Annotated in this window: 2 protein-coding genes; one reads left to right on the forward strand and one right to left on the reverse strand. The window is 64.8% G+C overall.

Going from position 1 to position 2,355, the window contains the following annotated elements; translation table 11 throughout:
- Positions 1-220: 220 nt before the first annotated feature.
- On the forward strand, positions 221-814 hold the full coding sequence (locus QX010_RS32990) for a hypothetical protein (protein ID WP_316183712.1): 594 nt from the start codon (positions 221-223) through the stop codon (positions 812-814).
- A 90-nt stretch (positions 815-904) separates the two neighbouring features.
- Here the strand turns inward: QX010_RS32990 and QX010_RS32995 are convergent, their stop codons facing one another.
- Positions 905-2,209: an NAD(P)H-dependent oxidoreductase gene (locus tag QX010_RS32995; RefSeq protein WP_316183713.1), complete on the reverse strand. Its 1,305-nt coding sequence runs from the start codon at positions 2,207-2,209 to the stop codon at positions 905-907.
- Positions 2,210-2,355: the final 146 nt, after the last annotated feature.

Raw genomic sequence — 2,355 nt, forward strand, 5'->3', positions numbered from 1 at the left:
CTGCAAAGGACATCCCCTCTTCACACCCCAAAACAACAACGCCGCGCTGAAACCTCAGCGCGGCGTTGTCGTTTGTCCTGATGCGGTCGTTCGTCGATGCCGCGGGCAGCACAACCGTGTGATTGAGCCGCAAAACCGGGTTCAGTTGCGGTTCATTCCCCAGAACGTACGCAATGCTGCGCTGTCTGTCGTCGCTGACATTGTCCCACAGGAGATCCTCATGCGCATGTTCGTCCGGACCACCTTCGTCGCGCTAGCCATTGCTGGCTCAGGCGCCGCGATGACGGCCCTCACAACGCTTCCGGCCCTCGCGCAGGCCGCCAAGGATTCCCCGGCGCAGCCGCCCGGTCCGACCATCAGCCAGCCGCCGCAGCTCAAGCAGATCGCGCTGACCGACAAACAGATCGAAAACGTGCTGGCATCGCAAAAGGACATGGATGCCGTCACCGACAAGCTTCCCGAGAACGCGCCGCCGGACCAGAAGGTGGTGACGCAGCTCGATGGCGTCGCCAAGAAATACGGCTTCGCCAGCTATGACGACTTCAACGTCGCGGTCGACAACATCAGCCTGGTGATGGGCGGCATCGATCCGAAGACGAAGAAGTACATCGGTCCCGAAGCCGTCATCAAGCAGCAGATCGATCAGGTCCAGGCCGACACGAAGATGAAGCCCGATGACAAGAAGCAGGTCCTCAACGATCTCAATGCGGCGCTCAAGGCGAAGCCGCCGGAGGTCGAGAACAAGGGCAATATCGATCTCGTGGTCAAATATTACGACAAGCTCGCCGCGGCCTTCGGCGAGGACGACAACTGACAACCGAGGCTTTGCCTCCACCTCGATCCGCCAAGCCCCGACCGTCGGTCGGGGCTTTTTCGTTGTGGGTCATGCGAGCGGAGCGCACGCTCAGCGCGCGAACGCGGCCTCCATCTGCTTGCGTACCTTCACGGTCTCGTCCGCGGCATCGGCTGCGACCTCGCTCCAGCGCACGATCTCGCCATGCGCGACGTCGTTCACGAGCTTCACCCGATGCGCCAGCCCGATCGGCAGTGCCCCGAGCTGCAGGCTGGTCCTGGCCGGTACGACCTTGCCCCACACCGTATAGCCACCTTCGCCATCGAGCATCTCGCCAGCCCGCAGATCCTTCTTGGCGACGGCGACGACATCGCCGCGGAAGCCGAGCGGTTGGCCGGTGGGCTCCTTGCGCAGGGCCGCCGAGAGCACCGAGACGTTCAGCTCCAGCCCGATCAGGTGATAGGGCTTGTACATCGCCGCATAGCGGCCGCTTGAATCGGTCTTGAGTCCGTATTGCCGGAAGCAGTCCGCGGCGTAGTCGTTCGGCGCCTCCAGCACGACATAGACGCCCCAGCGCAGATCGCGAAATACCGGACGCCCGTCCCGCTCCAGCGATGAGACCACCTCGACCATGCCGGAGCGCTCGAGCACGCCGCCGCGGTCGCGAGGCCGCAGCACATGCGGCAGGTCATCGACACCGCAGGGTGGAAACAGCAGTCCGTTCGTGGGCACGTCGAGCCCCGTCGCGTTGGCGATCGCGGCCATCTCGATCGCCGACTTGGTGCCGTCGAGGAAGGAATTGAACATCTGCGGGTTCATCCCGGCCGACTGCGCCTCGCCGGCGGTGAGGCCGTAATGTTGCCAGACGCCGTCCGGCGTGACGTCGTGATAGGCCGGCAGATACTTCGTGCCCTTGCCTGCGGCGACGACATGGAAGCCGGTCGCACGCGCCCAGTCGACGAGCTCGGCTGTCAATGCCGGCTGGTCGCCATAGGCGAGTGAGTAGACAACGCCGGCCCTGCGCGCCTCGTTGGCCAGCAACGGCCCCGCCAGAACGTCAGCCTCGACATTGACCATCACGATGTGCTTGCCGGCCCTGATGGCCGCCTGCGCGTGGCGGATGCCCGCGGCCGGACTGCCGGTCGCTTCGACGACGACATCAATGGTGTCAGCAAGCGCTTTTGCGCCGTCGGGACTGAACGCGGTGCGTTCGATCCGCTCGGCGCTCCAGCCGACGGTGCGGCAGGCGTCCCGCGCGCGCCCCGGATCGAGGTCGACGATGACGGGCACCTCGAGCCCCGCCACGTGCGGCACCTGCGACAGGAACATCGAGCCGAACTTGCCGGCGCCGATCAACGCGACGCGCACGGGCTTGCCGGCGGCGGCGCGGGCTTGGAGGAGGGCGTGGAGGTTCATTGTATTGTCCGGTTTCCAGATTGTCACGCGACCTGCAACTACCACCTCCGTCGTCATGGCCGGGCTTGACCCACGGCTGTCCGGTTCAAGACAGACTGGACATGGTGCATGGCGTGGATTCTTCTGCGGTCTTGAGCATCGCCAAA

Origin of the sequence: Bradyrhizobium sp. SZCCHNRI1009, assembly GCF_032487575.1 — a bacterium.
Lineage (GTDB): Bacteria > Pseudomonadota > Alphaproteobacteria > Rhizobiales > Xanthobacteraceae > Bradyrhizobium.